Raw genomic sequence first — 25,475 nt, 5'->3', positions numbered from 1 at the left:
CGAAAGGCCCGGAACCCCTGTGGTTCCGGGCCTTTCGGGTTGCTTTCAGGCCTCTCGACCCGACTCGAGGACGGCGAGGTCGCGGATGGCGTACTGGTGGTGCTGCCACTCCTCGTTGATGATGCATCCCACGACGTCGGCGACGAGGAAGTCGCGCGACTCGGGATAGCCGGGCTCCGTCACGGGCGTCGTGCGGCCGGCCAGCTGCTCGTCGGTCAGGCCGTCGACGACCTCACGCATGGTGGTCATGCGGTCGCGGCGCAGGGCGAGCACCTCGTCGAGCGACGGACGCGCGTCGGGATCGCGGGGCACCGCCGGGATGTCACCCATGTCGTCGTGCGGCAGGTCCAACGGGCTCCAGGGCGAGGGGTCGCCCAGCAGTGCGCGACGGATCCACGAGTCGGTGGCGAAGACCAGGTGCCGCTGGGTCTCGATGAACGACCACTCGTCGTCGACCCGCGTGTGCAGCAGCTCGGGGTCGAGGCGGCCGGCCCGCTCGAAGGTCTCCGCCCACCGTCGCTCGAGGATGTCCCAGGCCGCTCTGAACTGCGCAGGCGTGCGCGGCCGCATCTTGACGCGGTCGGGCTCGCGCCGGGTGAGCTCCGCCTCGACGAACTCGGTGACGTCGACACCGTTGACGACGAGACCCTCGACGTCGCCGGTGATGACGACGTCGACGACCTGCGACCCCGTGATCCGGGCGCCCTTCATCGCGACGTTCCGGAACCGCGCACCGGTCAGCCAGGTGTCGTCGAACACCGCGCCCGTGAGGTCGTGACGCCGGAAGGTCACGCCCCGGTGGGTGGCGTCGAAGCCGGGGTGGGAGTCGACCTGCTGCCCTTCGCTGTCGCTCATCGGGTCGGCCAGGTCCACGCGCCGGACACCGGCTGCCACCCCGGTGGCGGGTCCTCACCCACTCGGCCGTCGACCGCCTCGCGGAGCAGGTCTGCCTGACCGGTGTGCCGGCCGTACTCCTCGATCTGGTCGAGGACGAGGCGCCGGATGTTGGCGTGGTGGCCCTCGCCGTCACTCACGTGGGCCATGGCGTCGGGTCCTCGGTCGCCCAACGCCGCGGCGAGGCTGGCACGAGCGCGCGCCACGGCCCCGTCGTAGAGCGCATAGAGCTGCTCGGGGGAGTCGTCGCCGGCGGACTCGAACTCCCAGTCGTCGCTGTCGTCCCAGCCGTTGTCGGCCCAGACCGGGTCCATCGGGGCACCGGAGAGCTTCACGCTGAACTTGTGGTCCTCGTTGGCGGCGAGGTGCTTGAGCAGGCCACCGAGGGTCAGCGCCGAGGAGCCGACCCGGGTGGTCAGACCCGCGGCGTCGAGGCCGTCGGCCTTGTAGCGGAAGGTGGCCCGCAGCCGGTCCAGCGCACCGAGCAGCGCCTGCTCCTCGGTGCCGGCCAGCGGCGGCTCCCACGGGGTGTCCGAGGTGGTGCCCGAGGTCGTGTCCGTGGTGGTGTCGTTCTCAGCCATGGCAGCACGCTAGAACGGGTTCCGGACGTTCCTCTGCCGGATCTGCTCCTACGCTGTGGCCATGTCGTCCCCCACCTCCTCCCGCGCCGACACCAGCCCCACAGCCCGAGCCCTGCTGGCGCTCGAGCTGATCCAGTCCACTCCCGGGATCGGCGCCGGTCGGCTGGGCGAGCGGCTGGGAGTCACCGAGCGCGCGGCCCGCCGCTACGTCGCGATCCTGCGGGAGGCCGGGATCCCGGTGGACTCCGAGCGCGGCCCCTATGGCGGCTACCGGGTCGGGCGCGGGCTGCGGCTCCCCCCGCTGATGTTCGAGGCCTCCGAGGCCCTGGCGCTGGTGATGGCCGTGCTCGACGGCCACCACGAGGCCGCCGACCCGGCCGATCCGGCCGGCAGCGCGCTCGGCAAGATCATCCGAGCCCTGCCCCAACCGGTCGCCGCGCAGGCCGAGGCCGTCCGCCGCGCCGCCGCACCAGCTCCCGACCGCGCGGCCGCGCGACCCAACCCGCAGACCACGACGACCCTCGTCGGGGCCAGCGTGGAACGGCAGCGGGTCCGGATCGGCTACCGCACCGAAGCCGGACGCGAGTGGTCGCAGGACGTCGACCCGTGGGCCGTGGTGGTCCGGCACGGCCGCTGGTACCTGCTCTGCTGGAGCCACGTCGCGAACGCCGTCCGGGCGTTCCGCATCGACCGCGTCACGGCCGTCTCGGTGCTCACCGAGACCTTCGAGGCACCCGCCGATCTCGACCCCGTCGGCCTCCTGGAGACCCACCTGGCCACCGGCTGGGAGTACGTCACCGAGGTCGTCGTGCAGGCGCCGGTCGAGCGCGTGCAGCGCTGGTTGCCGCGGGGGCTCGGGCGGCTCGAGGAGGGTGCCGACGGCACCACCAGGCTGGTGGGCAGCACCAGCAACCCCTCATGGTATGCCGAGCAGCTGGCCGTCCTGCCCGTCGCCTTCCAGATCGTGAATGGTCCCGAACTCCGTTCGGCTGCAACGGATCTCGCGCGCCGGATGACTGACGCAGTGGTCTGACCGGGGACTGCTCCCCATCGACGGCGACGCCGCTCGACGCTGGAATCGGTGGCGACACCCATCGTCGATCGGAGCAGACCCATGACCACACCACGACTCAAGCGGACCCTCGTCGCCGTCTCGGCGGCGGTCCTCGTCGCCACGACCGGCGTCGCCGCCGCAACGGCCGGCCAGGGGCACGGCGGCCGAGGCAACGGCGGTGGCAACCAGCAGAGCAACCAGGGCAACCAGGGCAACCAGGGCAACCAGGGCCAGGGCGGTGGCAACGGCGGTGGCAACCACCAGTCGGGCCACGGCCAGGGCGACAGAGGCGGCAAGGACCACCAGGGACAGGGCGGCAACGCCGGCCCGAGCACCGGGTCGGGCGGCAAGAACCACCAGGGCAAGAACCACCAGGGCAAGGACGGCAAGCGCAAGGACGGCAACGGTGGTGGGACCCGGAACGCCGCCGGAGCGACCGGGGAGGGCGACGACCTGCGCTACCCCGGCGTCGACACCATGGCGCTGCCCGGCACCGACCGGTTCATCAGCTACGGCGCGAGCGCCAGCGAGGGCGGTCACCGCTACCGGGTGCCCTTCACCGTGCACGGCTCGGGCAACGTGCCCACCACGTCAGCCACCATCACCGGCGACGCGCTCCCGCGCACCGGGGCCTGGGTGGCACCGGGATCAGGCATCTGGGCACCGGCCGCGTACCACCAGGCCACCGGCGACGGCGCCGGCTACTACCTCTTCTACACGGCCACGCACCGCGCGGACGACGGCCGCAAGTGCATCGGCACGGCCTGGTCCGACACCGCACGCGGGCCGTTCAAGGCCGCCGACCAGCCACTGGTCTGCCCCACCAAGGGCAACCGCTGGGCCCTCGACGCCGACGTCGCGCGCGGGCCGAAGGGTGGCATCTGGTTCACCTGGCGGGACGGCCAGCGGGCCCAGGGCCCCGAGTCGGCGCTGTCGGTGGTGCGGCTCAAGCTCGACGCGCACCACCAGGCCCGCCCGGTGAGCGCCCCCACCGTGATCATGCGCAGCGACCACCTGACGTGGGCGCACTACCGCGACGGGGCGGGCGTGACCGTGATCGAGAACCCGGCCCTGCTCTGGGACAACGGCTGGTACCTCTTCTACTCCGGCAACTCGTGGCCGACGAACTACTACGCCACCGGCATCGCCTCGTGCGGCCAGCGGCTCACCGACGGTCTCTGCACCCCGATCCCCGGCCCGCGCAAGGCGGTCTTCGCCTACACCGGCCCACAGGAGCACCTGCCGCGGGACATGTACGTGCACGGCCTGCCCGGGAACAAGCGGGGTCCCGGGGCGATGGCGCCGTTCCGCAGCAACGACGGGCACCTGTGGGTGACCTGGAACTACTTCCGCGACGGCAGCCGTGAGCGGTTCAGCCGCACCGGGCGGCTCGTGCGCACCGGCAGCGGGACCGGCGCGGACTTCCGGGTCGTCGCCCTCTGACGCACACGGCATACTCGCGCGCATGGCGCAGAGCGACTCCCACCGTCCCCGCGGCGTGGTGTTCCCCGAGGTCGACGGCAAGCGCAGCACGTCGACCCTGGGGCGCACCGTCGTCGCGGACGCGCTCCGACCGGTCGACCCGGTCGGGGCGCAGGCGGCCGAACGCGAGACGAACTGGCGACAGGGCTACCTGACCCACTTCCGCAGGATGGTGGAGGCCGGTCTGCTGGACGACGGCGAGGCAGCCGTCGACGTGGCGCGGGCCGGCCTCGACTCCCTGCACGAGCGGATGCGGGTCGCGACCTCGGGCGGTGACGTGCCGCTGGCTGCGGCCTTCGACGGGGGCGACGTGGCCCCCCTCGGGACGGCGACCGTGCGCGGCACCGGTGCGCGCAGCACCGAGCTGAGCCTGCCCCTGCACGGCGAACGACTGCGCGGCGACGCCCTGCGCCGCCAGCTCGACGACTGGACCTGCCGCGGGATCATCGAGCCCTCGGCGGCCGAAGCCGTGCGCACCGTGCTCGCGAACCCCGACTGGCTGGACCTCAGCGACCAGCGCGTGGTCGTGCTCGGCGCCGGGGCGGAGATGGGACCGCTGCGCTCGATCCTGTCGTGGGGTGGCCACGTCGTCGGGGTCGACCTGCCCCGCCCCGAGATCTGGAAGCGGGTCCTCGAGGTGGCCGCGGGGAGTGCCGGCACGTTGCACCTGCCCGTGGCCGGTGACGCGGCGTGGTCGGCGGGCGACCTCGCCGCCCGCGCCGGGGCCGACCTGCTGCACGGCCTGCCGGCCATCGCCGACTGGCTCACCGCGACCGACGGACCACTCGTGCTCGGCAACTACGTGTATGCCGACGGCGCCACGAACGTCCGCGTCTCCACCGCCGTGGACGCCCTGAGCGTCGAGCTGATGGCGCGGCGCCCCGACGTGGCGCTCGCCTTCCTGGCCACGCCGACCGATGTCTTCGCCGTGCCGGGGGACGCGGTCGAGCAGTCGACCCGCAGCTATCGGGGCCCCTCGACGCCGATGCGCCTGGTGCGACCGGCGTTGCGCACCGTCAGTGGCGGACGCCTGCTGCGCCGCAACTACGCGCCCGGCACCGACCCCGGGCTCAACGACAGCCTCGTCCCCCAGCAGGGACCGAACTACGCGCTCGCCAAGCGGCTGCAACGCTGGCGGGCCACCGTCGCCCGGCGCGACGGCCGCACGGTCTCGCTCAACGTCGCGCCACCCACGCGGACCCGGTCGGTGGTGAAGAACCGCGCCCTGGCCAGCGCCTACGCAGGCGCACACCGGTTCGGCATCGAGGTCTTCGAGCCGGCCACGAGCAACACGCTGATGGCCGCCCTGCTCGTCCACGACCTGCGCACGGCGCCGCAGCCGCCGACGACGCCGTGGCGCGAGGAGGCCCAGGGGGCGGTGCACGGCGGCCTGTGGCGCACGGCATACGACCCGCGCAGCGCGCTCGGCATCGCCGTGGTCCTCGGCCTCGGCTCCGCCCGGACCTGATACCGCGTCCTCCACGGGACGAACGGCGCCCCTCCTCTTCGGAGGGACGCCGCTCGCGACTGGGGAACCCTGGGGGATTGAGCGCCCCGGTCAGCCGGCCCGTGCCGCCTTCACGGCGAGCACCGGACACTGCGCGTCGAGCAGCACCTGTTGCGAGGTGCTGCCGAGGATGAGCTTGCCGACCGGGGTCCGACGCCGGACCCCGATGACGATGAGGCGGGCGCCCTTCTCCGCGGCCACCCGGAGGATCTCCTCGGCCGGGGCCAGCTGGTCGGTCGCCTGGATCACCTCGTGGGCGATCCCGGCGCCGGACAGCTCGGTGTCGATCGCGTCGATGTCCGCGGGGCTCGCGAACGTCGGGCTGGTGAAGTTGCCGCTCTGGCCCGCGTTGACCACCACGAGCGTGGAACCGTCGAGCACCGCCTCGTCCTTGGCCCGCTCGAAGGCGGCGATGCCCTCGGGGGTCGGGATGTAGCCGACGACGACGGTGCCGCTCACGACGATCCCTCGAGCCGCTTCGCCCCGGTCATGATGGCGACGCCCTCACCCATGTCGTGCGTCTGCGGGGTGATCACCCCGGCCCGCCCACCGAGTCGCTGGATGTGGATCCGGTCGGCGACCTCCCAGACGTGGGGCATGTTGTGGCTGATCAGGATGATCGACAAGCCCTTGTCGCGCAGCTGCTTGACCATGTCGAGCACCATGCCCGACTCCTTCACACCCAGGGCAGCCGTCGGCTCGTCGAGGACCACCACCTTGCTGCCGAACGCCGCCGCTCGTGCGACCGCAACGGCCTGGCGCTGGCCACCGGAGAGCGTCTCCACGGCCTGCCCCATGTTCTGGATGGTCTGGATGCCCAGCTCCTGCACCGACTGGCCAGCCCGCTTCTCCATGCCCTTCTTGTCGAGCATCCGCAGCACCGACCCGAGCGGGCCGGGGCGCCGCTCCTCGCGGGCGAGGTAGAGGTTGCTCGCGATGTCGAGGGCGGGGATCACGGCCAGCTGCTGGTAGACCGTCTCGATGCCCGCCTCGCGGGCGTCCTGCGGCTTCTTGAAGTGCACTGGCTGACCGTTGAGGGTGATCTCGCCCGAGTCCGGGACGTAGGCGCCGGTGAGGCACTTGATCAGAGTCGACTTGCCGGCACCGTTGTCGCCGATGACCGCCAGCACCTCACCGGGGTAGAGGTCGAGGTCGACACCGTCGAGGCCCACGACCCGACCGAACGTGATGACGAGCTTGCGGGCGGAGAGCACCGGCTCCTTGGCGTAGATCTCCTCCTTGCCCGCCGGGATGCCGCCATGGGCGACCTCGAGCGTGCTGGTGCTCATGCCTTCACCTTCCTGATCCACTGGTCGATGGCGACCGCGACGACGACGAGGATGCCGGTCGCGAGGACACGCCACTGCTGGTCGACCCCGAGCTGGGAGAGCCCGAAGGCGAACGTCTGGACGATGAGCGCCCCGATCAGGGTGCCGATGAGGCGTCCCCGACCACCGAAGAGGCTGGTGCCACCGATGACGACGGCGGTGATGCTCGCCAGGTTGGCGTCGGGCGCCGCGTTGGGTGTGGCGGCTCCGGCGCGTCCGATCAGGATCCAGCCGGCGATGCCGTAGATGAGGCCGGCCACGGTGTAGACCGCGAGGAGCATCCGCTTGCTCGGCACACCGGAGAGGCGGGCCGACTCGGCGTCGTCACCGACCGCGTAGACGTAGCGACCCCAGGCCGTCTGGGAGAGCACGAACCCCATGACGACATAGAGGAGGATGACCACGACGATGCCCCAGGTGAGGCGGAAGTCGCCGATCGCGAACCCTTCACCGAGGAAGTTGAGCAGCCGAGGCAGGTGGTCGGCCTGGATGCTCTCCCCGCCCGAGTAGAGCAGGGCGATGGCCGTGAAGATGCTCAGGGTGCCGAGGGTCACGATGAACGGCGGCAGGTTGATCCTGGTGACGAGCAGGCCGTTGAGGAACCCTGCGACGGTCGCCAGGGCGACACCGATGAACAGCGCCAGGATGGCCGGCATGCCGCCGTCCTTGGCCAGCGTGGCCGTCACCATCATCGACAGCACCATGATCGCGCCGACCGAGAGGTCGATGCCGGCCGTGAGGATGACCAACGTCTGCCCCACGGCGAGGGCCGCGACGACCGCGGTCTGCTGGAACAGGATGCCCATCGAGTTGGCGGTGAGGAAGGTGGGCGTCGCGATGAAGAAGGCGATGAACGCCACCAGGAGCAGGAACAGCGGGCTCAGCCAGGGCTTGCCGTGCAGCTGGTGCTGCACCCGCTGGAGGGGGGACTGCTGCCGCCGAGCGAACTCGGCAGCAGCAGACGTGACGTCAGCCGACATGGTCAGTTGCCCCAGCAGATCTTGGAGCCCTCGTCGGAGGTGATGCTCTCCACGCCGTCGGCCTTCTTGTCGGTGACCAGCGCGACGCCGGTGTCGAAGAAGTCGAGCCCGGGCGACACCTGCGGCTTCTCGCCACCGCGGGCGATCTTGGCGATGGCCTCCATGCCGAGCGTGGCCATCTTCAGCGGGTACTGCTGGGCGGTCGCACCGATGACCCCGCTCTTCACGCTGCTGACACCGGCACAGCCACCGTCGACGGACACGATGAGGGCGGTCTTGCCGGCCGCCTTGAGCGCAGCGTTCGCGCCGACAGCCGTCGGCTCGTTGATCGTGTAGACCAGGTTGATGTTGGGGTTCTTGGCCAGGCACTTCTCCATGGCCGAGCGGCCACCGTCCTCGGCGCCCTCACCGGCCTCGTTGCACACGATCGTGTAGTCGCCGCCCTTGCCACCGGTGTACTTGCCGGTCTTGGCCTCGTCGCCGTTCTTCTTGCCGTCGGCCACGTCGATGCCCATGCCCTCGAGGAAGCCCTGGTCACGGTTGTAGTCGACCGACACGATCTTGTCGTCGAAGAGGTCGAGCAGCGCGATCACCGCCGGCTTGCCGTCCAGCTGGGCAGCGGCCCACTGACCGTCGAGCTTGCCGGCGTTGCGGTTGTTGGTCGCAAAGGTGATGTCCACGGTGCTGGGCGGGTCCGGCGGCGTGTCGAGCGCGATCACGAAGAGGCCGGCGTCCCGCGCCTTCTTGATCGCGGCGTTCACCCCCGTGCTCATCGGGGTGATGAGGATGCCCTTGTCGCCGCGGGCGATGGACTGCTCGATCGCATCGATCTGGCCCTGGTCGTCGCCCTCCTTCTTGCCGGAGGCGACGGTCAGCTTGACGTTGTTCTTGGCCGCGTCGGCCCTTCCGCCCTTCTGCATCGCCACGAAGAACGGGTTGGAGGAGTCCTTGGTGATGAGGGCGATGCCCACCGTGGCCTCTCCGCCTCCGCCGGTCGTGTCGGCGCCGCCTCGGTTGCAGGCGCCGAGGGCCAGCGCGGTCGCGGCGGCGAGGGTCACCGCTACAGTGCGGCGGAACGTGGGGGTCTGCAGGGTGCTGTGAGGCATGAGGTCTCCCATCTCGAGCGGCAGCAGTGCCGCGTGACAACGTTGTCAAGGAAGTTTGTAGCCCCTTGCTTGTGCTTTTGTCAACGGTTCCTGTACAACTGCTCCCGTGATCGTGACATCGTTGTCAGGGGCCAGTGGCCGACGCCCCCGCGCCACCATGCGGGAGGTTGCTGCTCTCGCCGGGGTCAGCCTGAAGACGGTCTCGCGGGTGGTCAACCGCGAGCCCGGCGTCTCCAGCGACGTCGTCACGAGGGTCGAGCGCGCGGTCGCCCAGCTCGGCTACCGCCACAACCTCGCCGCGAGCAACCTGCGACGCGGGCACGGCAAGACCGCCATGGTCGGGGCGCTGCTCCAGGACATCAGCAACTCGTTCTCGTCCAGCCTCCTGCGCAGCCTCGAGGACGCGGCGCGGGACCGCGACGTGGTCATCGTCGCGTCGAGCCTCGACGAGGAGCCGGAGCGCGAGCGGACCCTGGTCGAGGGTCTGGTGCGGCGTCGTGTCGACGGGCTCCTCCTCATGCCGGCGACGGACCGGCACGACTACCTCGCCGACGACCTGCGCAGCGGCCTGCCGATCGTCTTCGTCGACCGACGCCCCAACGGCGTGGACACCGACTCGGTGACCGTCGACAACGCGCGCGGCTCGCGGCTCGCGGTCTACCACCTGGTGGCGCACGGGCACCGGCGGATCGCGTTCCTCGGCGACCTGCCGAGCATCCAGACGGCCCGGCTGCGGCTCGAGGGCTTCGAGGCCGCCATGAACGCACGACACATCCCGCTCCACCCTGCGCTCGTCAACACCTCGGTGCGCTCGCCCGAGGACGCCGAGGCCGCCGTCACCCGCCTGCTCGAGCTGCCGGAGCCACCGACAGCCATCTTCGCGGCGCGAAACTCGTTGGCAGTGGGCACGATCCGCGCCCTGCACCGGCTCGGCAAGGCCGGACAGATCGCGGTCGTCGGCTTCGACGACTTCCCGCTGGCCGACATCGTCGACCCGCCACTCACCGTGGTCCGACAGAACGTCGGCGCGATCGGGGCCGAGGTGGCGCAGCGGCTCTTCGCCCGGATCGACGGCGACACGTCTCCGCCGCGCCACGTGGTGCTCGCCCCCGAGCTCGTCGAGCGAGGCTCCGGGGAGATCCGCCCCTGAGGTCAGGCGCGGTCCGCCAGCCGTCGCTGCGAGGATGACGGGCGCACCGAGCCACACACCGGGATGGCGCTGAAGTCCTTGCGGGGCAACGGTTCAAGCTGCGCCCCGCTCGCCGTGCGCCGCTGGTATGCCGCGTGCCTGGTTCGCGTCCACCGCGCCAGCTGGTGTCGGGGCAGGATGCCGACGTGGATCACGTCGTGCTCGCGTTCGGGTCGCTCGGGACGGGTTGCGACTGACCGGGGACACCCTGCCCCGGCCCTTGCGGCAGCTGTCCGCCGGGGAGCTGGGAGGTGCCGCCCTGCTGCGTGCCCTGCTGGGTGCCCTGCTGACCGAACCCGCCCTGGGGCCCGAAGCCGCCCTGGGGGCCGAAGCCGCCCTGTCGGCCGCCCGGCCCGAACCCGCCCTGCTGCACCTGGCCGCCCTGCGTCGTCCCCTCGGGGAGTGCCGCCGCAGCAGCCACCGCACCCATCGAGCTGAACCCGATCGCGAGCGCGGCAGCGATGGCGGTCTTGCGCCCGCTCCACGGGGGCGGGTTGAGCGCCGGTGCCGTGGCCGGCGCGGACTCGGCCGACACGGCACCCGGCATGGTCTGGGTCTCGGTCCGGGCCCATGCGAGGTGGTCGGTGGGCTCGTCGGTGCGGGAGGTGGTCATCGTCGCTCCATCGTGGGTGTCGAGGTGGTCGACTCCGACCTTCGGGTCCCACGCTGTGGCCGCGCTGTGCAGGAGGTGTCGGACGACTGAGGCTTCGCGACTAGCCGTGGGCCCGTTTGTGGGCGGACCGCCAGGAGGTGTACTCCTCGACCTGCTCCACCGCGTCCCAGGCGACCTTGAAGATGCGGGCCGACTCGGCCTTGACCGGGTCCTGCGGACCTCGCGGGAGCTCACGCCTGCCGTGCGCTCCGCTCTGACCCCGGCGACCGGCAGGCACGGGGCCGTCGTACTTGCGGCCCCCGGGGTGGTTGGCGTAGCGCCGGGCCCGCGTGAAGCCCATCTGCAGGTACTTGCGCGCCATGTCCGCGCCCACGAGGTCACCGTCCGCCAGGTAGCGGTCGAAGGCCGCCCGCAGGGCCATCGCACTCTCCTGCGCGACGTCTGGGGTGCGGAACCGCCACAACGGCAGGAGCTCGTCCTTGTAGGGCTGCACGGTGAGCACACCCTGCTCACCCCGCCCGACGCGATACCGCTCGGGGTGCGACCTGACGTCGTCGCCACTGGTCGTCACGTGACCGAGTATCCCTGCCGCGCACGACCTCGGCCACAGAGCGCTCACAGGAACCACACAGGAGCGGTGCGGCTGGGGCACAAGGTCGCGGGTGTTTCCTAGGAGCATGAACACGCAGCAGTCCTCCTCCGCCAAGCTCCAGCGCCTCGACGGCTCCCCCGTCCGCGTGCTCGTCGTCGACGACGAGAACAACCTCACCGAGCTGCTCGGGATGGCGCTGCGCTACGAGGGGTGGGAGGTCCGGACCGCCGCCACCGGCGTCGCCGCCGTGCGCGCGGCTCGGGAGTTCCAGCCCGACGCCGTCGCCCTCGACATGATGCTCCCCGACTTCGACGGCCTCGAGGTGCTGCGCCGGATGCGCGGCGACAACCCCAACGTGCCGGTCCTCTTCCTGACCGCGAAGGACGCGGTCGAGGACCGGGTCGCCGGGCTCACCGCCGGCGGCGACGACTACGTCACCAAGCCGTTCAGCCTCGAGGAGGTCGTGGCCCGCCTCCGCGCACTGATGCGCCGCACCGCAGTCGTGACCGACCAGTCCGACTCGGTCCTGGTCGTGGGCGACCTCAGCATGGACGAGGACAGCCACGAGGTGAGCCGCGGCGGCGAGCAGATCAACCTCACGGCCACCGAGTTCGAGCTGCTGCGCTACCTCATGCGCAACCCCAAGCGCGTGCTGTCCAAGGCGCAGATCCTCGACCGGGTCTGGAACTACGACTTCGGTGGCCAGGCGAACGTCGTCGAGCTCTACATCTCCTACCTGCGCAAGAAGATCGACGCCGGCCGAGAGCCGATGATCCACACCATGCGTGGGGTCGGGTACGTCCTCAAGCCCGCCCCATGACCCCCGCCGCAGCCGCGGGCTCGGCCCGCTCCCACCTCAACCCGGTCACCTGGTCGCTGAGCACCAAGCTCGTCGCGACCGTCGTCGGGCTCTTCCTGGCCGTCACGCTTGCCACGTCGTCACTGACCGTGGTGCTGTTGCGCGGCTTCCTCACCGACCGTCTCGACGCCGACGTGGTCGCCATCTCGCAGCGGCTGGTGGGGGGCCCCGGCGGCGGACCCGATGGCGACGGCGACCGGCGGCCGGTCGGCGCTCCCCCCGGCGGAGCGGGCGGGTGGATGAGCCTGGTGCTGTCCAACGGCACCGTCGTGAGCAGCTACTACGACAAGGGACAGACCTCGGGCACCCTCAGCGAGGAGCAGATCGAGGCCCTCAACGCGGCGAGCATCGGGCCGTCACCGCGGACCGTCGAGGTGGAGTCGCTCGGCACCTACCGGGTGGTGGCCGCCGTCGACCGCCAGGGTCGGACGGTGATCTCCGGCCTCCCCATGGAGAGCGTCACCGGGACCGTCAGCCAGGTCATCACCCTCATCGCCGGCGGCACCATCGTGGGTTTCATCCTCGTCTCGGCCGGCGGGCTCTGGCTGGTGCGCCGCAACCTCGCTCCGCTGCAACGGGTCGCGCACACCGCCACCCAGGTCTCCACCCTCAAGCTGGACTCCGGCGCCGTCGCCCTCGCAGAGCGCGTCCCCGACACCGACGCCGACCCCCGCACCGAGGTCGGGCAGGTCGGGCTCGCGATCAACAACATGCTCGACAACGTCGAGGGCGCGCTGCAGTCACGCCACGACAGCGAGCAACGGGTGCGCCAGTTCGTCGCGGACGCCTCGCACGAGCTCCGCACCCCCCTCGCCTCGATCCGTGGGTATGCCGAGCTGTCCCGTCGCGAGCGCGAGCCGGTGCCCGCGTCGGTCACCCACGCGCTGTCGCGCGTCGAGTCCGAGGCGTTGCGGATGCAGGGACTCGTCGAGGACCTGCTGCTGCTGGCTCGGCTCGATGCCGGTCGGCCGCTCGACCGCGAACCGGTGGACCTCTCGCTGCTCGCCATGGACGCGGTCAGCGACGCGCACGCGGCCTCGCCGGACCACCGCTGGGAGCTGGACCTGCCCGACGAGCCGGTCGAGGTCACCGGCGACTCCGCGCGGCTGCACCAAGTGGTTGCCAACCTGCTCGCCAACGCCCGCACCCACACCCCGGCCGGCACGCGCGTCGTGACGTCGGTCAAGCCCGATGGCCGGTGGGTACGGCTCAGTGTCACGGACGACGGGCCCGGCGTGCCGGAGGCGTTGCAGCGCAACGTGTTCCAGCGGTTCACCCGTGGCGACGACTCGCGCAACCGCGCCGCTGGCTCCACCGGGCTGGGGCTCTCGATCGTCGATGCGGTCGCCAAGTCCCACGGTGGCGACGTCGAGCTGCGCTCGAGCCCGGGCGACACGACCTTCACGGTCCTGCTCCCCGCCTGACCCGGGTATCCCTCCCGCACGTGTTGCGTTCTGGTGGTCACGGGAGTGCCGACTCGCGGGTTCCGTGACGACCTGAGCGCAACGAGTGGGGCGACCAGCCGCTCATCGGGCCGCCTCAGGGGTGCCACAGGGACCGCACAGGGGTGGCCCGGACGGTAGGGGCATGGACACGATGACCCTCCACCGCGACGCCGCTGGTCGGCCCGCGCGGCCCGCTCACGCCACCGCTCCCACCCAGGCAGGTCCGGCCGCACCGACGACACCGAACCGGATCCAGCGCCTGTGGCGCGGTCCGGCCGGCGACCCGGTGTGGGCCCGACCCGCCCTCCTCGGCCTGCTCCTCGCGACGGCCCTCTTCTACCTCTACGACCTCACCGCCAACGGCTACGCCAACTCGTTCTACTCCGCGGCCGTCCAGGCCGGCAGCGACAGCTGGAAGGCGTTCTTCTACGGCTCCTCCGACGCCGGCAACTCGATCACCGTCGACAAGCCACCGGCCTCCCTCTGGGTGATGGCGCTGTCGGTCCGGGTGCTGGGGCTCAGCTCGTTCAGCATCCTGCTGCCCGAGGTGCTGATGGGGGTCGCCACGGTCGGCGTCGTCCACGCGACCGTCAAGCGTCACTTCGGCGCCGCAGCCGGTCTCATCGGCGGTGCGGTCATGGCGCTCACGCCGGTGGCCGTCCTCATGTTCCGGTTCAACAACCCCGACGCGCTGCTCGTGCTGCTCATGGCCCTCGGCGCCTGGGCCACGATGAGGTCGATCGAACAGGGTTCGGCCAGGTGGTTCGCGGTCGTCGGTGTCTTCATCGGTCTCGGCTTCCTCACCAAGGCCCTCCAGGTGCTCCTCGTCGTGCCCGCGTTCGGGCTCGCCTACCTGCTCTTCGCGAACACCACGCTGCGCCGCCGGATCACCGGCGCGCTCATCGGGGTCGCCTCGATGGTCCTGTCAGCCGGCTGGTGGGTCGCGATCGTCGAGCTCGTCCCGGCGAGCCTGCGCCCCTACATCGGCGGCTCGCAGGACAACTCGTTCCTGTCCGTCACGTTCGGCTACAACGGCCTCGGCCGGATCAGCGGAGACGAGACCGGCTCGGTCGGCGGTGGCAACGGCTGGGGCACCACCGGCCTGGGTCGGATGTTCAGCTCCTCCATCGGCGGCCAGATCTCCTGGCTGATCCCCTCGGCGCTCATCCTCCTGGCCGTCGGCGTATACCTGCGCGGACGCGCGCCGCGCACGGATGCCCGCCGCGCGGCATACCTGGTCTGGGGCGGTTGGCTGCTCGTCACGATGGTGACGTTCTCGCTGATGGCCGGCATCTTCCACGAGTACTACACGGTCGCGCTGGCGCCCTCGATCGCAGCACTGGTCGGCATGGGTGCCGCCGAGGCGTGGGAGCGGCGGCACAGCGCCGTCGGCTCGATCGCCCTTGCTGCGGCGACCGCCGCGGCCGCGACCTGGTCGTTCATCCTCTTGTCCCGCAGCGACTGGCAGAGCTGGCTGCGCATCACGGTCCTCGTGCTCGGCCTGGCCAGCGCGCTCCTACTGCTCGCGATCACCCAGCTGCACCGCCGGTTCGTGCCGGTCGTCGTCGCCGGCGCGCTCGTCGCCGCACTGGCCGGCCCGGCCGCCTACAGCGTGCAGACCGTGGGCACCGCCCACACCGGGTCGATCGTGACAGCCGGTCCGACCGTGGCCGGCGGCCGCGGTGGAGGTATGCCGGGCGGTGGCCCGGGTGGCGCCGGCGGGACGCGCACGGGCGGCGGGATGGGCGGCCTGCTCGACGCCACGACCCCCAACACCGAGGTCGTCTCGGCCCTGTCGGCCGACGCCGGCTCGTACCGGTGGGTCGCCGCGGCGATCGGCTCGCAGAACGCAGCCGGGATCCAGCTCGGCACCCGGCTGCCCGTGATGGCCATCGGTGGCTTCAACGGCAGCGACCCGAGCCCGACCCTGGCCCAGTTCCAGCAGTACGTCGCCGACGGGGACATCCACTACCTGCTGGCGAGCGGGTCGGGCGGAGGCCCGGGCGGGATGGGCGGCGGGATGGGTGGTTCGGGCACCGGCTCGCAGATCTCGCAGTGGGTGGCGGCCAACTACACGCAGGTGACCATCGGCGGGACGACGTTCTACGACCTGACCCAGCCACTCGCGTCCGGGAGCGGCTCGGCCGACACCTCGACGACGACCCAGACCACCTGAGGCCGACGCGATGACCGCCCCCGTCCTCGATGTCGTCGTTCCCGTCCACAACGAGCAGCACACGGTCGCCGCCTGCGTCCGCCGGCTGCACGCCCACCTGGTGCACACCTTCCCCTACCCGTTCCGGATCACGGTGGCAGACAATGCCAGCACCGACGCGACGGTCGCCGTCGCCTCGGCGCTGGTGGCCGAGCTCCCCGGCGTCGCGCTCGCGCAGCTGCCGCAGAAGGGGCGGGGGCGGGCGCTCAAGCAGGTGTGGCTCGAGTCGGACGCGCCGATCCTCGCCTACCTGGACGTCGACCTGTCGACCGACCTCGACGCGCTGTGGCCGCTGGTCGCGCCGCTGATGTCGGGGCACTCCGACCTGGCCATCGGCTCGCGGTTGGCGCGCGGCTCGCGGGTCGTGCGCGGAGCGAAGCGGGAGGTGATCTCGCGCTGCTACAACCTCGTGCTCCAGGGCGCACTGGGCGCCCGGTTCACCGACGCGCAGTGCGGTTTCAAGGCGATCCGGGCCGATGTCGCGGCCGAGCTGCTGCCGCTGGTCGAGGACCCGACCTGGTTCTTCGACACCGAGCTGCTGGTGCTGGCACAGCGGTCCGGCCTGCGGATCCACGAGGTGCCGGTCGACTGGTTCGACGACCCGGACTCCCGGGTCGACGTGGTCGGCACCGCTCTCGACGACCTGCGGGGGGTGCTGCGGGTGCGGCGTGGGTTGGCGTCTGGGCGCCTCCCGGTGGCCGAGGTGGCCGCCCGGATCGGCCGGCACCACCCCACCAGCGGCACCTGGCGCCAGGTGAGCCGGTTCGCCGCAGTCGGCGTCGTCTCCACGGCGCTCCATCTGGGCCTGTTCGCGCTGTTCGCGGCGACCCTCGCCTCCACCCAGACGGCCAACCTCGTGGCGCTGCTGGTCGCGACCGTCGCCAACACCGCCCTCAACCGGCGCTGGACCTTCGGCATCCGCGGGGGTCTCGGTCGGCTGCGGTCGCAGGCCCAGGGCCTGGCGGTCTTCGGGGTGACCTGGTCGCTGACGGCCGGCGCGCTCGGCCTGCTGCACCTCTGGGTCGCCGCCCCGTCCCCCCTCGTCGCGACCGGGGCCGTCGCCCTGGCCACCGTCGCGTCGACCGCGCTGCGGTTCGTGGCGATGCGGACCTGGATCTTTCGGCCGGGCCCTCAGTACTCGGTGAGGACGAACGTGCCGTCCTCGTCCTCGAACACGACCACTCCGGTCCAGTCGAACCCGTCCACCGAGCCGTGGCAGACCGTCACCAGTCCCTGACCCACCTGCGACCGCTCCGGGCAGACGATCTCGTCCACCGTCCCGCCGTCGTCCTCGACCGCGGTCGTCAGCGCGACCTGCAGGTCCGAGTAGCTCGCCCCCTTGTCCACGACGTTCACCTCGCCGGTCAGCACCGGGCTGCCGCCGCTCGCCACACCCACCCCGATGAACAGCGCGATCGCCAGCACGCCGAGCAGGGCCAACCCGCTCATGACCACGGCCGCGACGGCCAGCCCGTTGCCACCCTTGGGAGCGGGCGCGAACGGCTGCGGTGCGAACGGGTGCTGCGGCCCGGCATACCCGGGATGCGCCACCGGGTGAGGCGGCACGGCAGGGTGCCGCGGCACGGCATACCCGGGCTGCGCCACCGGCGCCCAGGCCTGCGGGTCCTGCGGCGGCTGGTGCCCGGGCGGGCCGAACGGGTCGGTCGGGTTGGACGGGAACGACATGACACTCCTCGAGGTGCGGATGTGGAGAGGATGCCCCAGCCGCCGGTTCGTCACGTCCGAACCCCACAAGAGTGACCGAACGGGTGCCCGCAGCCCGACACGAAGCAGGGCCCGACGCCATGGTGTCGGGCCCTGCTCGCCGTGGCGGAGACGGAGGGATTTGAACCCTCGATGGGCGATAAACCCAAACCGCATTAGCAGTGCGGCGCCATAGACCGGACTAGGCGACGTCTCCTCACCCGGCCGCCGGAGCAACCGAGCCCGCACAGGGTATCCGGACCCCCGCGACGGGAGCAAAGCGGCCCCGTGACACCGGGGCCGGCACCGCGATCAGGTGCAGATGTCCTGCGACGCGGTGCGTGCCTTGATGGTCTCGCTCGGCCCGGTGCTCTGCGTGGCGGTGACGCTCGGCTTCGGCAGCGGGGTCGTGCCGAGGCGGTTGGGCACCTCCACGGCCTGGGGCGAGTCGAGGCCCATGCTCAGCTCGATGGTCGAGCCGAGCAGGTCGTCGGCCCGGATCTGCGCTCCGGGGTAGGCCGCGGCAACGGTCCGAGCGGCCTCCTTCTGACCCGGGCCGTAGCGCACGACGACGCCGTCGGTGGGCTTGCCGGTGCCCGTCACGTAGGAGTCGATCTTGAAGCCCTGGACCTGGAGCTCGGCGGCCGTCTGCTTGGCGAGTCCGGCGATCCCGGAGTCGTTGGACACCCGCACCGAGATGGCGTCCGGGCTGACCGTCAGGGCCGGTTCGGAGGTGGTCGGCGAACCAGTGGCCGTGGTCGTGCCCGACGGCACCTTGGTGCCGGGCAGCGGCTGGTCCTTGCGGATCGCCTTCCAGATCGTGTCGGCGCTGCTGGTCCACTGCACGCGGTTGGGGTCCGGGGCGTAGGACTCGGTCGGGAGCTTCACGAACCGGATCTGGTCGGTGCCGATCTTCTGCACGCTCTGCGCGATGTCCTTCATCTCGCCGATGTCGAGACCCTTGTCGGTCGTCATCGCCGACGTCGTGGCGTTGAGGAACCGGAACAGCTTGTCGGGCCGCAGCAGCAGCGACGACTTGGTCGCCTCCTGGATCACCGACGACAGGAACGCCTGCTGCCGGTCGATCCGGCCCAGGTCCGACCCGTCGCCGACGGTCTTGCGGACCCGCACGTAGCCCAGCGCCTGCTGGCCGTTCACCTTCGTCTTGCCGGCCTTGAGGACCAGGTGGCTGTCCTTGTCGTCGATCGGCTCCGGCGTGCACACCGTCACCCCACCCAGCGCGTCGACCATGTCCTGGAACCCGCGGAAGTCGATCACCACGAAGTGGTCGATGAAGATCCCGGTCAGGCCCTCGAACGTGCGGATCGTGCAGGCCGGACCACCCAGGGTGAAGTTCTGGTTCCACTGCCGGATGACGCCGTTGTCGACCTTGTCGTTCTTGTTCTTGCAGTCCCGCGGCGCCATCGTCATCGAGTCGCGCGGGATCGACACCACGATCGCGGACTTGCGGTCCGCCGACAGGTGCACGATCAGGTTGGTGTCCGACCGGGCCCCGGTCATGCCGTACTCGGTCTGCCCCTTGCCGAGCTTGGTGCCCTCACGGCTGTCGGAACCCATCACGAAGATGTTGACCGGGCCGAGGTTCGTCTGGGCATCCGTCGTGGCCTGCGGCGTCGGGCGGTCGCCCAGCGCGCTGGTGATGTCGAGCCGCTGGATGTTGCCGTTGAGCTTCACGTAGGCGGCGACGCCGAGGACCAGGGCCACGACGAGCACACCCGCAACCCCGAACGCAGCCCGACGCATCCAGGGGTGCCGGTGCTTCTTCGCCGTGTGCCGGTCGGACCGGCGGCGGGGGGCGGTGGCGTGCGCGCCGTCGCCGGACGCACCCTCGGGGGTGGGCGCGCTGTCGGGGGACGCGCCCTCGGGGGTGGGCGCGCTGTCGGGGGACGCGCCGTCGGTGGGCCCTGAGCCGTGGGTGGGCTCGCTCAACGTGTACCTCTCTGACTCCGTAAAAACGCCACCCCTGCAGGTGGCCGGGCGACGAATCGCCCCCGCGAGTGTACGGGCGCTTCCTGAGTGTTCCGGCTTTCGCGCCTTGTCCTGCAGACGCCATACGAGGGCATCTGGTTGTCTGCCGACCTGCCCAGGGCGACAAATGGGACGAAGCACTGCGACCAGTGGGGTTGGATGGACGCATGAGGACACGTGCAGTGGTGGGGGGAGTCTCCGTCGTCGCGCTGGTCGCGGCGGCCGCGGGAGCCGGTCTGTGGTGGCACCACCAGGAGCGGGAGAAGGAGCTGGACGCCGCGGCCCGTGAGGAGGTGGGCGCCTTCGCCAGCTCGTGGTCGGGTCGCTCGTTCACCGATCCGGGCATCATCTTCACCGGCACGAGGAGCGACGTCGTGCAGGCCGACTTCACCAAGGCCACGGCCGGGCTTGGCTCCGGCCCGGTGAAGGTGACCGCCGACGGGGTGCGTCGCACCGGCGACCGCGCCACCGCCACCGCGCACGTCGCGTGGACGCTCGCCGGTGGCGTCACCTGGTCGTACGACGTGCCAGTCACCGTCGAGCTCGCCGAGACCGGCGGCGACCGCTGGGCCGTCACCCTCCCCAAGGACCACGCGCAGTGGCACCCCGAGCTCAAGACGGGCGCCACGCTCACCGCGAAGCGCACCTGGGGCGAGCGCGGCACCCTGCTCGACCGGGACGGCGAGGCACTGACCCCGATCGGCAAGGTCTACCCGGTGCAGATCGACCCGTCCCGCGCCACCGCGGCCACGGTCCGCGAGCTGGAACGGGTGGTCGACGAGCCGGCCGGGTCACTGGTCGCCAAGCTGGCCGCCGCGACCAAGGCCGGCAGCAAGGCGCCGATCCCGGTGATCACCTACCGGCAGTCCGACTTCGACGAGCGCAAGGCCGCCCTCGACGCCCTCAAGGGCGTCATCTACCCCGCGCGGGAGCAGCCGCTCGCCAAGACCCGCACGTTCGGCCAGCCGTTGCTCGGCTCGTTCGGTGCCGTCACCGCCGAGCAGATCACCAGGTCCAAGGGTCGGTATGCCGCGGGCGACTACGCCGGGCTCAGTGGCCTCCAGGGGCAGTACGACGCCGTCCTCGGCGGCACCGCGGGCGTGCAGGTCACCTCGAGCACGGCGCCGGACACGCCGATCTTCGCCAAGGACGCCGTGCCCGGCAAGGACGTGACGACGACGCTGTCGCCGACCGTGCAGGACGCCGCCGAGAGTGCGCTCGCGTCGACCGGCGACGTCCCGTCGGCGCTGGTCGCCGTGGACGTGAAGACCGGTGACGTCCTGGCGTCGGCCAACTCGCCGGAGCTCGGCTTCGACCGGGCGATCACCGGCCACTACCCGCCCGGCTCGGCGTTCAAGATCGCGACGACCTGGTCGCTGCTGACGTCGGGCAAGGTCTCCCCCGGCACCTCGGTGACCTGCCCGAAGAACTTCGTCGTCGACGGCCGCTCCTACAAGAACTTCGAGGGCGAGTCGCTCGGCACCCCCGACTTCAGCACCGACTTCGCGCACTCGTGCAACACGGCGTTCGTGCAGCTGTCGACCAGGCTCGGCGACGACGACCTGGCCAAGGCGGCCGGCGAGCTCGGGCTGACCGGGTGGGCCAAGACCCTCGGCGTGGCCAACGCGTTCGACGCCAGCATCCCCGACAACAACGGCAAGACCGACAAGGCGTCGGCCTCGATCGGGCAGGGCCGCAACGTCGTGTCGCCGCTGGCGCTCGCCGTCCTCGCCGGCAACGTGGCGCGCGGCTCGACGATCGCGCCGGCGCTGGTCACCGACCCCGCTGTCGACGGGGCCGACCGCACGCCGAAGGAGCTCGACGCCAAGGTGGTCGGCCAGCTGCGCACCCTGATGGGCGAGGTCGTCAGCAGCGGCACGGCGACCGTGCTCCGGGGGACCCCGGGTGGCACGGTGCGGGGCAAGACCGGCACGGCCGAGTTCGGCAGCAAGAACCCGCCCGAGACGCACGCGTGGTTCGTCGGCTACCAGGGCGACGTGGCGTTCGCGGTCCTGGTGGAGCAGGGCTCGAGCGGCGGAAGCGTCGCCGCGCCGGTGGCGAAGAAGTTCCTCACCGCCCTCGCCCGCTGACACCGCCCCGTCCCTGACCGGATACCGGAACGCAACAAGGCCCCCACCGTGCGGTGGGGGCCTTGTCGGAAGACTGTTGGTTGAGCAGTCCTCGGATCAGATCGGGCGAACGGCGTCAGCCTGGGGGCCCTTGGGACCCTGGGTGACCTCGAACTCCACGCGCTGCGCCTCGTCCAGCGAGCGGTAGCCCGAGGAGTCGATCGCCGAGTAGTGGACGAACACGTCCGGGCCGCCGCCGTCCTGGGCGATGAAGCCGAAGCCCTTTTCAGCGTTGAACCACTTAACGGTTCCCTGTGCCATGGGGTAACTCTTTCTTTTGTAGCCATTGGGGATCCGCACTTTGCGAAACCCCGGCTGCCGTACACACCCCCACGGACGGACCCTGCCCGCCCTCAGCCACCTGACTCTCCGAGGATCACTCCTAGGAAAGCAAATGCCCGCTCTGATGGTGCTAGGGCGGGCACTTCGACGACCTGCGAGGAACTGCTTGATGCAACCGGGAGAAACGCTAGCACGCACCACCCGGATCGTGCCCCCCATGGTTTCGTCAAATTCCGGCGCTTCCGAGTCGGCTCGGAGGCCACCCCGGGACGGCTCCCGCGGTGGGGTGGAGCGGGCGGCTCAGGTGCCTCGCACAGCACGGACGGGGGGACGGTCGCCGCGGATCACGGCGACCATGTCGACCACCCGGCGGGTGGCGCGGACGTCGTGGGCGCGGAACACGGTGGCCCCCAGCCAGGCCGCGACCGCGGTCGCCGCGAGGGTGCCCTCCAGCCGGTCGTCGGCCGGCAACCCGAGCGACTCGCCCACGAAGTCCTTGCGCGACAGCGCCTGCAGGATCGGGAACCCCAGCTGCGCGACCTCGGCCGTGTGCCGCAGCACCTCGAGCGAGTGCGCCGTCGTCTTGCCGAAGTCGAGGGTCGGGTCGATCAGGATGCGGTCCTGCGGTATGCCGGCCTGCCGGGCCGCCGCCGCACCCTCGGCCAGGGTGCGCAGCACGTCGCGGACGACGTCGAGCGGGTCCGGTCCGTAGGTCACCTTGACCGGGTCGGTGCGCGGGGGGAGACCCCCGGTGTGGGAGCAGACCATGCCGGCACCGATCCGGGCCGCGACGTGGACCAGCTCGGGGTCGTGCCCGGCCCAGGTGTCGTTGACCAGGTCGAGGCCGTGCAGCCCCGCCTCCCGGGCGACCTCGGAGCGCCAGGTGTCGAGGCTGAGTGCGAGGTCGGGGTAGGTGGCGCGGGCGTGGGCGAGGAACGGGACGACGCGGTCGATCTCCTCCTGCGGACCGACGACCTCGCCCTCCTGACCGGCCCGCACCCCACCGATGTCGATGATGTCGGCACCCGCCTCCACCGCGGTGTCGAGGGCGCGCTTGGCCGAGTCGAGGTCGGCGTGCCGGTTCCCGGCGAAGAAGGAGTCGCGGGTCCGGTTGATGATGCCCATCACCGCCGGCCGGGCGGCGTCGAAGGTGCGGCCACGCAACCGCAGTGGTGGCGTCCGGGGCAGGTCGAGGGCGCGCGGCTCGGGCAGGCTCACGTCGTCATCCTCGCACCCCGTCCGAGGACAGGCCGCGCCGCGGTTTCCGCGCGCATCGGCCAGCTGACGCGGCGCGTCGTGTCCTCGGTGATGAAGAGCGGGACGGGTTGCACCGCATACCCGGGCGCGGAGCCGACCCGGTGCACCACCATGGAGCATGACCACCCCCACCACCGCGCCGATCCGGCGCTGGATCGTCCGCCTGACCATCGGGTCCTTCTCCCTGGCCGCACTGCTCGGCATCGTCGCCCTGCTGGGGGGTGGCGACTTCGGCGAGACCGAGGGCCAGATCCTGCTGACCACGCTGCTGGTGGGCGTCGTCAGCATCGCAGTGCTCTGCTACCTCACCACCGCGGGCCGGCGGTCCCAGCCGGCCGGGGTCGTCGGCGGGGTCGTCGTGCTGGTCCCGCTCGTCACCGGTCTGCTGTTGATCTGGCTCGACACCGGCGACCGGAGCGACGACGCCCTGGTGAAGACGTTCGCGATCGGCGGCATCGTCGCCGCGACCATCGCGCAGGTCTGCCTGCTGCTGATCCCCGGCGAGAAGGCGAACCCGCTCGCCCGTCGCCTCCTGCTCGCCACGATCGGGGTCGCCGCCCTGCTGGCGGTGCTGACGAGCCTGCTGGTGCTCGGCGTGCACCCGGGCGACGACACCTACTACCGGGCCGTCGGGATCGTCGCGATCCTCGACGTCCTCGGGACGGTGGTCGGGGCGGCGCTGATGAAGTTCGGGCCGGGCGCTGGTGACGCGCAGGGTCCGAGCGCGTCGACCGGCGGCGTCGTGCTGCCTGCGGACCTGACCGCCGCCCTCGACCGCGAGGCCGCCCGAAGTGGCCGGTCCCGCGACGAGGTGGCCGCCGAGATCCTGCGCAGCCACCTCGCCGCGGAGGAGTAGCCGCAGGTCGGCCGCCCCACGGTGGGTCAGGAGTCGAAGCCGAGCCCAGCGCGGTCGAGGGCGCGCAGCCACAGGTTGCGACGGCCCTCGTGGCGGTCGGCGCTGGCGAGCGCCCACCTGGTCAGCTGGATCCCGGTGTAGGCCAGCGGTTCCGGCGGGAACGGAAGGGGTTTCTCGCGCACCATCGCGAGGCGGGTGCGTTCGGTCTCGACTCCGGACAGTAGGTCGAGCATCACCTGCGCGCCGAACCGGGTCGCTCCCACGCCGAGCCCGGTGAACCCGGTGGCGTAGGCGACCCGGCCGCGGTGGGCCGTGCCGAAGAAGGCGCAGAACCGGGTGCAGGTGTCGATCGCCCCACCCCACTGGTGGCTGAACCGCAGTCCCTCGAGCTGGGGGAAGGTCTCGAAGAAGTGCGTCGCCAGCCGGTCGAAGGTGGCCGGTCGCTGGTCGAGGCTCGGCGCGAGCTGTCGGCCGTAGTGGTAGATCGCGTCGTAGCCGCCCCAGAGGATCCGGTTGTCGGCCGAGAGGCGGTAGTAGTGGAACTGGTTGGCCATGTCGCCGACCCCGGCCCGACTGGCCCACCCGAGCGAGTCGAGCTGCGCGGCGCTGAGCGGCTCGGTCATCAAGGCGTAGTCGTAGACCGGAACGGTGTGCCAGCGGGTGCGACGAACCAGCGATGGAAAGGCGTTGGTGCCCAAGGCGACTCGCCCGGCACGGATCACCGCGCCGGCTGCGGTGGCGACGTCGACGCCCCCTCCCGCGGTGGTCAGCCCGGTCACCCGCACGCCCTCGGCGATCCTCACCCCGAGCGACTCGCACGCCCGCGCGAGGCCCCAGGCGAGGCGGGCCGGGTCGACGATCGCCGTCTCGTCGGACTGGAAGAGACCCGCCAGGTAGGTGGGCGAGTCGAGGTGCGCCCGAACCGCGTCAGTGTCGAGGAACTCGCCCTCGCTCTCCTCCCGCAGCCACTCGACCTCGTGCGGCTGGGTCGCGACGGTCAGCTCACCGGAGCGGCGGAAGTCGCACTCGATCCCGTAGCGCCGCACGGTCGCCTCGATGCCGTCGAGGTTCTCGACCCCCATCCGGTGCAGCACGGCATACTCCTGGGGCCAGCGGGAGCGGCCGTTGGCCTCACCGTGGGTGAGGCTCGCCGAGCAGAAGCCGCCGTTGCGCCCCGATGCCGCCCACCCCACCGAACCGGCCTCGAGGACGAGGACGTCGCGCGAGGGGTCGGCCTCCTTGGCCAGCAACGCGGTCCAGAGCCCGGAATAGCCCGCGCCGACGACCACGAGGTCGGCCGACCGACCGCTCGGGCCCAGGGACGCGAGCCCGGGGCAGGGCGCCGGGCGGTCCGGCTGGTCGAGCCAGTAGACCGACGGCGCCGCGTCCGCCAGTGCGGGATGTGGGCTCATC

Annotated in this window: 24 protein-coding genes and 1 tRNA gene; 10 read left to right on the top strand and 15 right to left on the bottom strand. The window is 71.6% G+C overall.

The window, feature by feature from the left end:
- Positions 1-45: 45 nt before the first annotated feature.
- Together BLQ34_RS15430 and BLQ34_RS15425 are read right to left on the bottom strand one after the other, a co-directional pair.
- Positions 46-855: a DinB family protein gene (locus tag BLQ34_RS15430; protein ID WP_091790074.1), complete on the bottom strand. Its 810-nt coding sequence runs from the start codon at positions 853-855 to the stop codon at positions 46-48.
- Entirely contained in the window at positions 852-1,475 is a 624-nt protein-coding gene (locus tag BLQ34_RS15425) for a mycothiol transferase (RefSeq protein WP_091787439.1), read from the bottom strand. Before BLQ34_RS15425 ends, BLQ34_RS15430 begins: the two co-directional genes overlap by 4 nt.
- A gap of 61 nt (positions 1,476-1,536) precedes the next feature.
- On the opposite strand from BLQ34_RS15425, the gene BLQ34_RS15420 reads away from it, so the two are divergent.
- The 3 genes from BLQ34_RS15420 to BLQ34_RS15410 all read left to right on the top strand — a co-directional run bounded on the left by BLQ34_RS15420 (position 1,537) and on the right by BLQ34_RS15410 (position 5,479).
- Complete coding sequence (locus BLQ34_RS15420) at positions 1,537-2,508, top strand: helix-turn-helix transcriptional regulator (protein WP_091787437.1); 972 nt, start codon at positions 1,537-1,539, stop codon at positions 2,506-2,508.
- A gap of 81 nt (positions 2,509-2,589) precedes the next feature.
- The gene (locus tag BLQ34_RS15415; RefSeq protein ID WP_091787434.1) at positions 2,590-3,972 is read left to right on the top strand and encodes a family 43 glycosylhydrolase; all 1,383 of its coding nucleotides are present in this window, start codon (positions 2,590-2,592) and stop codon (positions 3,970-3,972) included.
- Between the two features lie 22 nt (positions 3,973-3,994).
- The gene (locus tag BLQ34_RS15410; RefSeq protein WP_091787432.1) at positions 3,995-5,479 is read left to right on the top strand and encodes a hypothetical protein; all 1,485 of its coding nucleotides are present in this window, start codon (positions 3,995-3,997) and stop codon (positions 5,477-5,479) included.
- A gap of 90 nt (positions 5,480-5,569) precedes the next feature.
- Here the strand turns inward: BLQ34_RS15410 and BLQ34_RS15405 are convergent, their stop codons facing one another.
- From BLQ34_RS15405 to BLQ34_RS15390, 4 genes are read right to left on the bottom strand one after another with little or no spacing between them, the layout of a single operon-like run.
- Positions 5,570-5,977: a universal stress protein gene (locus BLQ34_RS15405; protein WP_091787428.1), complete on the bottom strand. Its 408-nt coding sequence runs from the start codon at positions 5,975-5,977 to the stop codon at positions 5,570-5,572.
- Complete coding sequence (locus BLQ34_RS15400; RefSeq protein ID WP_091787425.1) at positions 5,974-6,807, bottom strand: ATP-binding cassette domain-containing protein; 834 nt, start codon at positions 6,805-6,807, stop codon at positions 5,974-5,976. The genes BLQ34_RS15405 and BLQ34_RS15400 overlap by 4 nt, the downstream gene beginning before the upstream one ends.
- Entirely contained in the window at positions 6,804-7,826 is a 1,023-nt protein-coding gene (locus tag BLQ34_RS15395; protein ID WP_091787422.1) for an ABC transporter permease, read from the bottom strand. The genes BLQ34_RS15400 and BLQ34_RS15395 overlap by 4 nt, the downstream gene beginning before the upstream one ends.
- Positions 7,827-7,828: 2 nt before the next feature.
- Positions 7,829-8,932, bottom strand: coding sequence for a substrate-binding domain-containing protein (locus tag BLQ34_RS15390; protein ID WP_091790073.1), 1,104 nt, complete (start codon positions 8,930-8,932; stop codon positions 7,829-7,831).
- 106 nt (positions 8,933-9,038) lie between these two features.
- Here BLQ34_RS15390 and BLQ34_RS15385 point away from each other — a divergent pair, with 106 nt between their 5' ends.
- Positions 9,039-10,082: a LacI family DNA-binding transcriptional regulator gene (locus BLQ34_RS15385; protein ID WP_231961272.1), complete on the top strand. Its 1,044-nt coding sequence runs from the start codon at positions 9,039-9,041 to the stop codon at positions 10,080-10,082.
- 2 nt (positions 10,083-10,084) lie between these two features.
- Here the strand turns inward: BLQ34_RS15385 and BLQ34_RS15380 are convergent, their stop codons facing one another.
- From BLQ34_RS15380 to BLQ34_RS15370, 3 genes are all read right to left on the bottom strand, one after another.
- Complete coding sequence (locus tag BLQ34_RS15380) at positions 10,085-10,276, bottom strand: hypothetical protein (RefSeq protein WP_091787416.1); 192 nt, start codon at positions 10,274-10,276, stop codon at positions 10,085-10,087.
- A complete protein-coding gene (locus tag BLQ34_RS19180) occupies positions 10,273-10,734 on the bottom strand; it encodes a hypothetical protein (protein WP_197674718.1) in 462 nt (153 codons plus the stop codon). Before BLQ34_RS19180 ends, BLQ34_RS15380 begins: the two co-directional genes overlap by 4 nt.
- A 100-nt stretch (positions 10,735-10,834) precedes the next feature.
- Positions 10,835-11,305, bottom strand: coding sequence for a DUF4385 domain-containing protein (locus BLQ34_RS15370; protein ID WP_231961270.1), 471 nt, complete (start codon positions 11,303-11,305; stop codon positions 10,835-10,837).
- A gap of 106 nt (positions 11,306-11,411) precedes the next feature.
- On the opposite strand from BLQ34_RS15370, the gene BLQ34_RS15365 reads away from it, so the two are divergent.
- The 4 genes from BLQ34_RS15365 to BLQ34_RS15350 all read left to right on the top strand — a co-directional run bounded on the left by BLQ34_RS15365 (position 11,412) and on the right by BLQ34_RS15350 (position 17,082).
- Positions 11,412-12,146 carry a response regulator transcription factor gene (locus BLQ34_RS15365; RefSeq protein ID WP_091787413.1) on the top strand — a complete coding sequence of 245 codons (735 nt, stop codon included), beginning with the start codon at positions 11,412-11,414 and terminating at the stop codon, positions 12,144-12,146.
- Positions 12,143-13,609, top strand: coding sequence for a sensor histidine kinase (locus tag BLQ34_RS15360; RefSeq protein ID WP_091787410.1), 1,467 nt, complete (start codon positions 12,143-12,145; stop codon positions 13,607-13,609). Before BLQ34_RS15365 ends, BLQ34_RS15360 begins: the two co-directional genes overlap by 4 nt.
- A gap of 163 nt (positions 13,610-13,772) precedes the next feature.
- Positions 13,773-15,806 (top strand): ArnT family glycosyltransferase, encoded by a 2,034-nt coding sequence (locus BLQ34_RS15355; protein ID WP_091787407.1) that lies wholly within the window; start codon positions 13,773-13,775, stop codon positions 15,804-15,806.
- 10 nt (positions 15,807-15,816) lie between these two features.
- A complete protein-coding gene (locus tag BLQ34_RS15350) occupies positions 15,817-17,082 on the top strand; it encodes a bifunctional glycosyltransferase family 2/GtrA family protein (protein ID WP_091787404.1) in 1,266 nt (421 codons plus the stop codon).
- Here BLQ34_RS15350 and BLQ34_RS15345 read toward each other — a convergent pair.
- From BLQ34_RS15345 to BLQ34_RS15335, 3 genes are all read right to left on the bottom strand, one after another.
- On the bottom strand, positions 16,977-17,531 hold the full coding sequence (locus tag BLQ34_RS15345; RefSeq protein WP_091787401.1) for a hypothetical protein: 555 nt from the start codon (positions 17,529-17,531) through the stop codon (positions 16,977-16,979). The two genes, BLQ34_RS15350 and BLQ34_RS15345, sit on opposite strands and share 106 nt — an antisense overlap.
- A gap of 142 nt (positions 17,532-17,673) precedes the next feature.
- A tRNA-Ser gene (locus tag BLQ34_RS15340) sits at positions 17,674-17,766 on the bottom strand.
- A 95-nt stretch (positions 17,767-17,861) separates the two neighbouring features.
- Positions 17,862-19,499, bottom strand: coding sequence for an LCP family glycopolymer transferase (locus tag BLQ34_RS15335; RefSeq protein ID WP_231961269.1), 1,638 nt, complete (start codon positions 19,497-19,499; stop codon positions 17,862-17,864).
- Between the two features lie 206 nt (positions 19,500-19,705).
- Between BLQ34_RS15335 and BLQ34_RS15330 the strand changes: the two genes are divergently transcribed.
- Positions 19,706-21,628 carry a penicillin-binding transpeptidase domain-containing protein gene (locus BLQ34_RS15330; protein WP_091787397.1) on the top strand — a complete coding sequence of 641 codons (1,923 nt, stop codon included), beginning with the start codon at positions 19,706-19,708 and terminating at the stop codon, positions 21,626-21,628.
- 96 nt (positions 21,629-21,724) lie between these two features.
- Here the strand turns inward: BLQ34_RS15330 and BLQ34_RS15325 are convergent, their stop codons facing one another.
- Both BLQ34_RS15325 and folP read right to left on the bottom strand, forming a co-directional pair.
- Positions 21,725-21,928: a cold-shock protein gene (locus BLQ34_RS15325; protein WP_056915917.1), complete on the bottom strand. Its 204-nt coding sequence runs from the start codon at positions 21,926-21,928 to the stop codon at positions 21,725-21,727.
- 321 nt (positions 21,929-22,249) lie between these two features.
- Positions 22,250-23,167: a dihydropteroate synthase gene (folP, locus tag BLQ34_RS15320; RefSeq protein ID WP_231961267.1), complete on the bottom strand. Its 918-nt coding sequence runs from the start codon at positions 23,165-23,167 to the stop codon at positions 22,250-22,252.
- 157 nt (positions 23,168-23,324) lie between these two features.
- On the opposite strand from folP, the gene BLQ34_RS15315 reads away from it, so the two are divergent.
- Positions 23,325-24,062 (top strand): ribbon-helix-helix domain-containing protein, encoded by a 738-nt coding sequence (locus tag BLQ34_RS15315; protein ID WP_091787394.1) that lies wholly within the window; start codon positions 23,325-23,327, stop codon positions 24,060-24,062.
- 26 nt (positions 24,063-24,088) lie between these two features.
- Here BLQ34_RS15315 and BLQ34_RS15310 read toward each other — a convergent pair whose 3' ends face one another.
- The gene (locus tag BLQ34_RS15310; RefSeq protein WP_091787392.1) at positions 24,089-25,474 is read right to left on the bottom strand and encodes an NAD(P)/FAD-dependent oxidoreductase; all 1,386 of its coding nucleotides are present in this window, start codon (positions 25,472-25,474) and stop codon (positions 24,089-24,091) included.
- Position 25,475: the final 1 nt, after the last annotated feature.

Origin of the sequence: Pedococcus dokdonensis (genome assembly GCF_900104525.1) — a bacterium.
Taxonomy (GTDB): domain Bacteria; phylum Actinomycetota; class Actinomycetes; order Actinomycetales; family Dermatophilaceae; genus Pedococcus; species Pedococcus dokdonensis.
This window is presented reverse-complemented; position numbering and strand designations above follow the sequence as displayed.

Excerpts from the sequence above, each read along its gene's own strand:
- BLQ34_RS15365 (WP_091787413.1), top strand. The coding sequence starts at position 11,412 with ATGAACACGCAGCAGTCCTCCTCCGCCAAGCTCCAGCGCCTCGACGGC.
- BLQ34_RS19180 (WP_197674718.1), bottom strand. The coding sequence starts at position 10,734 with ATGACCACCTCCCGCACCGACGAGCCCACCGACCACCTCGCATGGGCC.
- BLQ34_RS15360 (WP_091787410.1), top strand. The coding sequence starts at position 12,143 with ATGACCCCCGCCGCAGCCGCGGGCTCGGCCCGCTCCCACCTCAACCCG.
- BLQ34_RS15315 (WP_091787394.1), top strand. The coding sequence starts at position 23,325 with ATGACCACCCCCACCACCGCGCCGATCCGGCGCTGGATCGTCCGCCTG.
- BLQ34_RS15415 (WP_091787434.1), top strand. The coding sequence starts at position 2,590 with ATGACCACACCACGACTCAAGCGGACCCTCGTCGCCGTCTCGGCGGCG.
- BLQ34_RS15410 (WP_091787432.1), top strand. The coding sequence starts at position 3,995 with ATGGCGCAGAGCGACTCCCACCGTCCCCGCGGCGTGGTGTTCCCCGAG.
- BLQ34_RS15345 (WP_091787401.1), bottom strand. The coding sequence starts at position 17,531 with ATGTCGTTCCCGTCCAACCCGACCGACCCGTTCGGCCCGCCCGGGCAC.
- BLQ34_RS15350 (WP_091787404.1), top strand. The coding sequence starts at position 15,817 with ATGACCGCCCCCGTCCTCGATGTCGTCGTTCCCGTCCACAACGAGCAG.
- BLQ34_RS15330 (WP_091787397.1), top strand. The coding sequence starts at position 19,706 with ATGAGGACACGTGCAGTGGTGGGGGGAGTCTCCGTCGTCGCGCTGGTC.
- BLQ34_RS15400 (WP_091787425.1), bottom strand. The coding sequence starts at position 6,807 with ATGAGCACCAGCACGCTCGAGGTCGCCCATGGCGGCATCCCGGCGGGC.
- BLQ34_RS15395 (WP_091787422.1), bottom strand. The coding sequence starts at position 7,826 with ATGTCGGCTGACGTCACGTCTGCTGCTGCCGAGTTCGCTCGGCGGCAG.
- BLQ34_RS15420 (WP_091787437.1), top strand. The coding sequence starts at position 1,537 with ATGTCGTCCCCCACCTCCTCCCGCGCCGACACCAGCCCCACAGCCCGA.
- BLQ34_RS15390 (WP_091790073.1), bottom strand. The coding sequence starts at position 8,932 with ATGCCTCACAGCACCCTGCAGACCCCCACGTTCCGCCGCACTGTAGCG.
- BLQ34_RS15430 (WP_091790074.1), bottom strand. The coding sequence starts at position 855 with ATGAGCGACAGCGAAGGGCAGCAGGTCGACTCCCACCCCGGCTTCGAC.
- BLQ34_RS15325 (WP_056915917.1), bottom strand. The coding sequence starts at position 21,928 with ATGGCACAGGGAACCGTTAAGTGGTTCAACGCTGAAAAGGGCTTCGGC.
- BLQ34_RS15425 (WP_091787439.1), bottom strand. The coding sequence starts at position 1,475 with ATGGCTGAGAACGACACCACCACGGACACGACCTCGGGCACCACCTCG.
- BLQ34_RS15310 (WP_091787392.1), bottom strand. The coding sequence starts at position 25,474 with ATGAGCCCACATCCCGCACTGGCGGACGCGGCGCCGTCGGTCTACTGG.
- BLQ34_RS15355 (WP_091787407.1), top strand. The coding sequence starts at position 13,773 with ATGGACACGATGACCCTCCACCGCGACGCCGCTGGTCGGCCCGCGCGG.